Origin of the sequence: Nocardiopsis eucommiae (genome assembly GCF_965344335.1) — a bacterium.
GTDB classification, from domain to species: domain Bacteria; phylum Actinomycetota; class Actinomycetes; order Streptosporangiales; family Streptosporangiaceae; genus Nocardiopsis; species Nocardiopsis eucommiae.
The window spans coordinates 37005-43316 of record NZ_CBDRIY010000046.1; the positions used below are offsets into that span (position 1 = coordinate 37005).

6 protein-coding genes are annotated in these 6312 nt (G+C 71.0%); 4 read left to right on the forward strand and 2 right to left on the reverse strand.

The annotated features are described in order from the left end of the window. The first annotated feature begins 17 nt into the window (after positions 1-17). Positions 18-1082: a phosphoribosylformylglycinamidine cyclo-ligase gene (purM, locus tag ACRWK8_RS23365; RefSeq protein ID WP_378738056.1), complete on the forward strand. Its 1065-nt coding sequence runs from the start codon at positions 18-20 to the stop codon at positions 1080-1082. Positions 1083-1251: 169 nt separating this feature from the next. Here the strand turns inward: purM and ACRWK8_RS23370 are convergent, their stop codons facing one another. Continuing rightward, complete coding sequence (locus tag ACRWK8_RS23370; RefSeq protein WP_357756536.1) at positions 1252-1479, reverse strand: DUF3073 domain-containing protein; 228 nt, start codon at positions 1477-1479, stop codon at positions 1252-1254. Positions 1480-1732: 253 nt separating this feature from the next. Between ACRWK8_RS23370 and ACRWK8_RS23375 the strand changes: the two genes are divergently transcribed. Next, on the forward strand, positions 1733-2566 hold the full coding sequence (locus ACRWK8_RS23375) for a DUF8083 family protein (RefSeq protein ID WP_378738058.1): 834 nt from the start codon (positions 1733-1735) through the stop codon (positions 2564-2566). A gap of 717 nt (positions 2567-3283) precedes the next feature. After that, the gene (gene bldC, locus ACRWK8_RS23380) at positions 3284-3487 is read left to right on the forward strand and encodes a developmental transcriptional regulator BldC (RefSeq protein WP_013155387.1); all 204 of its coding nucleotides are present in this window, start codon (positions 3284-3286) and stop codon (positions 3485-3487) included. Positions 3488-3648: 161 nt separating this feature from the next. On the opposite strand, the gene ACRWK8_RS23385 is transcribed toward bldC, so the two are convergent. Continuing rightward, the gene (locus ACRWK8_RS23385; RefSeq protein WP_431872882.1) at positions 3649-4833 is read right to left on the reverse strand and encodes a hypothetical protein; all 1185 of its coding nucleotides are present in this window, start codon (positions 4831-4833) and stop codon (positions 3649-3651) included. A 605-nt stretch (positions 4834-5438) separates the two neighbouring features. On the opposite strand from ACRWK8_RS23385, the gene ACRWK8_RS23390 reads away from it, so the two are divergent. Further along, a complete protein-coding gene (locus tag ACRWK8_RS23390; protein ID WP_378738062.1) occupies positions 5439-6311 on the forward strand; it encodes an N-acetylmuramoyl-L-alanine amidase in 873 nt (290 codons plus the stop codon). The last annotated feature ends 1 nt before the right edge of the window (position 6312 follow it).

Here is a 6312-nt window from a genome sequence, read left to right on the forward strand (position 1 = left end):
ACACGAGGAGAACTCGCGTGGCAGCCGACAGCACAGGGGCGACGGGCGCGTACGCGGCCGCGGGCGTCGACATCGCCGCCGGTGAGCGCGCCGTCGACCTGATGAAGCGTCACGTCGCGCGCACCCGCCGACCCGAGCAGGTCACCGACGCCAGTGGATTCGCCGGCCTGTTCCGCCTGGACACGGCCAGGTACCGGGACCCGGTCCTGGCCACGTCCACGGACGGCGTGGGCACCAAGGTGATGCTCGCCCAGCAGATGGACAAGCACGACACCATCGGCATCGACCTGGTGGGGATGGTCGTCGACGACCTGGTCGTCAGTGGCGCCGAGCCCCTCTTCATGACCGACTACATCGCGACCGGCGCCGTGGTGCCCGAGCGGGTGGCCGAGATCGTCGGCGGTATCGCCGAGGGCTGCCACCAGGCGGGGTGCGCGCTGATCGGCGGCGAGACCGCCGAGCACCCGGGCGCCATGGCCCCCGAGGAGTACGACCTGGCCGGGGCCGGGACGGGTGTGGTCGAGGGCGACGCGATCCTGGGTCCGGACCGGGTGCGCGAGGGCGACGTCGTGATCGCGATGGCCTCCTCCGGACCGCACTCCAACGGCTACTCGCTGATCCGCCACATCGTGGACCAGGCGGACCTGGACCTGTACTCCGAGGTCCCCGAGCTGGGCGGGGTCCTGGGTGAGGTGCTGCTCACCCCGACCCGTGTCTACGCGAAGGACTGCGTGGCGCTGACCGCCGAGGTCGAGGTGCACGCGTACTCGCACATCACCGGTGGCGGTCTGGCCGCCAACCTGTCCCGGTCGCTGCCGGAGGCGCTGGACGCCGAACTGGACCGCTCCACGTGGGCGCCGTCGCCGGTCTTCGCCTACCTGGCGGAGAGGGGCGGGGTCAGCCGGGAGGACATGGAGGCCACGTTCAACATGGGTGTGGGCATGGTGGCCGTCGTCGCCGAGGACGACGCCGATCGCGCGTTGGGCGTGCTCGCCGGGCGCGGCGTGGAGGCCTGGCGCCTGGGAGTGGTGAAGGGCGGCTCCGGACGGGCCGTGCTGAACGGCGAGTACCGGAGCGCCTAGGTGGTGCCGTTCGCGACCGAAGGACGCGAACATAGCCGGTGCGAACCACCGCAGTGGTTCGCACCGGCTATATCCACCTGTCCGCGACGGCCCCCGGACGGGGACCGTGACCGCTACAGGTCAGCGGTTGTTGTCCGAGCGACCCGAAAGACTCGACCGGTTCCGACGTCTACTTGTCGGAGTCCGAGTACTTGTCGGCTAGATCCGCGTAGCGGTCGATCAGGTCGTCCTGAGGTTCCGTGTAGGAATCGTCCGGACCCGACGGCCCGGAGGGAGACCCCTCGTCCTCAGCGACACCCAGCTCCGACCGCAGCCGCTCAAGGTCGGTCCCACCGGAGCTGTACTTGAGCTTCCGGGCGACCTTCTGCTGCTTGGCCTTGGCTCGGCCGCGCCCCATTGGCTCGACCCCCTCAACGATTGGGTTCCGACGAACCCCAGATCACTTACTAACCCGCACTACCAGGCTGACGGCCGTCAAACGCGACTGACGTCTGGCGCCAGCTTACGTACACATACAACCGTACCTGGTCGGACCCCACCGTGCCTACGCCACCCGGGTGTGACGGATGTGGTGTGCGTACGGAACCCCTCCCCGCCTGGTCGTTCTCACGGTGAGTGCCAGACGGAACGATCTGTGCCACGATGCGATCGTGCTGCCCTACACCGCGTATCTGCGCGTCTACCAGCCGATCACGGCCTTCTCCCCTCGTGACCGTCGGTACTGGGAGGGGTACGCGGAGTCCCCGGACCGACCCAAACGTGTGAACGCCCTGGCGGCGGAGCACACGGAGAGTCTGGGCAGGACCATCGCGACCCCACCGGTGGTCGCGCCCTCCGACGAGAGCGGGGACGCCTACCTGCGGCGGGTCAACGACCGGTTGTACGTGTGCCCGTGGCAGACGCGCCTGCGTTCCTGGCGTGCGTTCGGGGAGTTCACGGAGTCCATGCCCCGCTCGATGGTGGAGGCGTTCGTCCCCGCCAGGGAGGCCGACCGCGCCGAGACGGGGTACCGGCAGTGGCGCGACTCGGGCGCGTTGGCGGAGCCGGGCATCCTGTCCAGCAACTGGACGATCCCGATCCCGTGGTTCGTCGCCTTCGAGCCGCAGGAACGCTGCCTCGTGCTGTCCGCGGGCCCCACCAGGACCCTGTTGTACCTGACCAGGACCGCGCTGGCCCGGCGCCGCCTCGACCACACCGCCGCGGTGCTGCGCGAACGCGTCGGAGAGCACGCGGTGTCCTCCTCGGCGGAGGCGCTCACGGAGTGGCTGGCCACGACCGCGCACCCCGAGTCCCTGCTCGAACTGGACTACGGGGGACTGCCGCACCTGCTCAGTGACGAGCACCTGAGCGAGGACCACTCGGTGGCCGAGGTGGCCGAGGCCGTGGAGGCGCTCGCCAAGGGCGAGGGCTCACGGGTGAAGGAGCTGCGCGGGCGGCTCACTCGGCGCTGGAGGTCGGTGCGAGCCCTGGAGCACGCCAACTGACCGTCATGTTCCGGTCGATCTTTCGTGGACACCCCGGGCGCCCTGTCGTCATCCCGGTCGGCACGCGAGCCGGGACGGGGAGGCGCCACGCCGTACCCCAACCTGGTACACCAGGTTTCTCAGTCGCACGAAACCGTCTTTTCGCACGTGACGGCCGCGCGCGCGACCACCCCGCGAGAACGCCCCACCAAGCGCCGTGAAACTGGGCATAACGCCCGATAGGGATCAGCGTAGACTGTAGCGAGTCGACCACAGAGAGCACTCAGAGTAACCGGGAAACCCCTGCCACAACGAGGATCCACGTGGCCCGACCCCCCTGCCGCAGCGCGACCGGCCCCCCGGCCGCCACCCCACCCCACGCCACCCCGAACCGCGACTGACCAGGGCCCGCGCCCTCCTCCCCCAGAGCCGGCCCCCGGGTTTCGGTCAGCTCCGCCCTAGCACTTCGGGTTCTCCGGATCGAGAAAAACGAGGCCCGAGAACGAAGTTTTGACCGAATACGCCACATGCCACTAAACGTGTCGCTAGAATCACTTAGCGTGACGCGGCCACGGGCGGCTTTCAATGGCCTCCCACGTGCAAAGTTGCTTGGAGTGGTCGCGCAAACACCTCGGGTGATATCAATAGGACTCAAGTGGGACTATTGGACATCCGGGCCAAGTGCCAGGAATCAGGCTCAAGGATCGGCACACAGATCCAGGAGGAGAGGCCGTACACATGTCGACTCGCACGCCCGAGGCGGAGCCCCTGTTGACCCCCGCCGAGGTTGCCACCATGTTCCGCGTTGACCCCAAGACCGTGACACGCTGGGCCAAGGCGGGCAAGCTGACCTCGATCCGCACCTTGGGTGGCCACCGCCGCTACCGCGAGACTGAGGTCCGCGCCCTGCTGGCCGGAATCCCCAGCCAGCGCACGGAGTGATCTCCCCGGTCTGTGCCGATTCCGGGGGGAACGGCTGGACACGTTCCGGCTGCTGACAGATTTCTCAGGGCGGGCCACCCAGACGGGGTGGCCCGCCCTCCCTCACGCACCACCCGGTCGGGTCCCCGCCCGGACCCCCGACCGGGGCGGACCGACCACCGTCAGTCCTCGATCTGGTCGTCCATGGCGGTGGTCCGCTTGCGCGCCAGGAAGGTCGCCGCGGCACCGCCGCCGACCGCCACCACCGCCGCGGTCACCAGCGCCACGAGGGAGCTCCCCGTGGTGGCCAACCGCTGGCTCGCGGCCGGCGTCTCCCGTTCCCCCTCGCCGCGCTCCCCCTCACCGGGCGCGTCCGCCGCGATGTGGGTGGAACCGATCGCCCAGGAGTCGGCGAAGTCCACGGTGAAGCCCTGGCCCAGTGCGGGGTCTCCGACCCGGACCGAGACGGAGAACGAGGAGCGCACGCCCTCACCCTCCCAGTCCTCGTCCACGTCGTCGAAGGTGTCGGCGCTGGTCACGAAGCGGACGCTGACGGGCACCTCGACCAGTGTCCGGCCCCTCTCGTCGAGGACCTCCAGGGTCTCCTCCGCCAGGTGGTCGCCGTCGAAGCCGGTCACGGGCTCACCGAAGGCGGTCAGCTCCCCGTACTCGAAGGTCGTCTCCGTGGCGCCGTCGTAGGCCGCCGCCGCGCTGGTCCGCACGTCCGTGAGGGAGAACTCGACCGCGTTGGAGTCGACGGAGACGGTCTCGGTCTCCTCCTCGTCCAGAACCACCACGTCCTCCTCGGAGGGCGTGGCGCCGGGGTCCTCCGAGGGGTCCTGGAAGGGGGTGTCCGGAGTGGGCCGGTCCGACCACCGCGGCCCCTGGTCACCGGCCTCCCCCTCCTCGGACGGGCCCTCGTCCCCGTCGGGTGGCGCGGTGCCCCCCTCGGGTTCCGCCGTGGGGGTCTCCCCCGCCTCCCCGGGCACGCCCTCGACCGGGTCGATCATGCCGAGACCGATGAGGTCGTCGACCCCGATCCGGACCGTCGCCCGCTCCACGACCGACTGGGCCAGCGCGCCCCTGTCGTTGACCAGCGTGCGGCTCTCCCCCTCGACCCGCGCGAACGGCGCGAGGGCGCCCACGACGGGATCGGCCCCGGCCTCGTCCTCGGTCGCACCGCCGAAGCTGATCGCGGTGGAGTACCCCGAGACGAGGTCACCGTCACCGACCCAGGCCTGCGCGTTGGCCCAGACCAGCTGGTCGGCCGACGCGGGGAACGCGGACACGACCCCGAGCGCGCCGAGGGCGGTGAAGAGGGTGCCGCCCACCAGGAGGCGGCGAACGGACGTTCTGGCGGGAGTCACCACGACACTCCTGTTGCATCTGGGGGATGACCGGCCCGGGGCCGGTCCCGACCCGACGCCGTGGCGTCGGAGCGGGGTGATCCGGCCAGCCTGGCGGGCCGGGGGCGGTGTTTTCCGGGGAGGGTGCGCACACCCCGTACCCGGTCGTAGACGAGTTCGGCGCGGAGTGCCGTGTGCGGGGCGCTCCACACGGCGAGCCTAGTCGCTTGATCACGAAACGGAAACCGTTCCGTCGCTGGGGGACGGCGTTTCACCGCCCTCGGAGTGTCATCGGCGCACGGTTGTGAGCTGATGGAACGCGGAACCGAACGGAACAGCGCACCAGAGGGGGAGGCTGGTGAGGGGCGGTGGAGGCCCGTGGCGCCCCCTCGAACGCCGAGCGCCCCGCCCCGTCCTCGGAGTCCCGCCGCCCCGGAGCCGAGCCCCGCCGCCGCCGGTCGGAGTGGGTGATCCCACCGGTTCCGGGTCCGGCCCGGGGGGCGCGACGGGGCGCCGGGGACGCCCTCCGCCAGGCGGGGGCGCGCCGGACGTCAGGCGCGACGTGAGCCCTTCGTCCGTGTTTGTACGGGTACGACGGGGTCTCGGACAACGGCTAGGTTTGAGGCATGCTCGTCTGCGCACCCACAGGGCGCCGGAGCCGCGCCGTCCGCTCCCTGGCCCTGCTCACGCTCGCCGTCGTCTGGACCGCGGGCTGCTCGTCCCCGGCGGGCGGAGCTCCCGGGACCGACCCCACGGCCGCGCCTCCGCTCCCCGGTCCGGAGGACGGGTCCGGCGCCTCCACCGACGACGACGAGGCGCCACCCCCCGGCGAGGGGCCCCTCGGTGACCGTGTCGTGGTCATCGACCCCGGACACAACGGGGGCAACGCCGACGCCCCGAGCGAGATCAACGCGCTGGTACCCGCCGGGCCCGGCGAGAAGGCCTGTGACACGGTCGGCGCCGAGAGCGTCAACGGCTACCCCGAACACGAGTTCAACTGGGAGTTGTCCCTGCTCGTCCGGGAACGGCTGGAGGCGGACGGCGCCACGGTGGTCCTCACGCGCGAGGACAACGAGGGCGTGGGGCCGTGCGTCGACGAACGCGCCGAGATCGGCAACGAGAACGAGGCGGACGTCGCGCTGTCCATCCACGCGGACGGCGGCCCGGGTTCGGGGCGGGGCTTCCACGTCATCACCCCGGGCGAGGTGAGCGGCTTCACCGAGGAGATCGTCGAGCCCTCCGCGCTGCTCGCGGAGGACCTCCGCCGCGAGTACCTGGAGGGGAGCGATATCCCCTACGCCGACTACCTGGCCGAGGACGGGCTGGACGAACGCACGGACCTGGGCGGGCTGAACATGTCCACGGTCCCGAAGGTGTTCCTGGAGGCGGGCAACATGCGCAACGCCGAGGACGCGGAGCTCCTGGAGGACCCCGAGTGGCGTGAGCGCGCCGCCGACGCCATCGCGCGCGGCCTGGCCACCTACCTCCTGCGCGGATAGG

What these genes read in the sequence shown, in the direction of transcription:
- bldC (WP_013155387.1), top strand. Translation starts at nt 3,284, where the DNA reads ATGTCGACTCGCACGCCCGAGGCGGAGCCCCTGTTGACCCCCGCCGAG.
- ACRWK8_RS23370 (WP_357756536.1), bottom strand. Translation starts at nt 1,479, where the DNA reads ATGGGGCGCGGCCGAGCCAAGGCCAAGCAGCAGAAGGTCGCCCGGAAG.
- ACRWK8_RS23390 (WP_378738062.1), top strand. Translation starts at nt 5,439, where the DNA reads ATGCTCGTCTGCGCACCCACAGGGCGCCGGAGCCGCGCCGTCCGCTCC.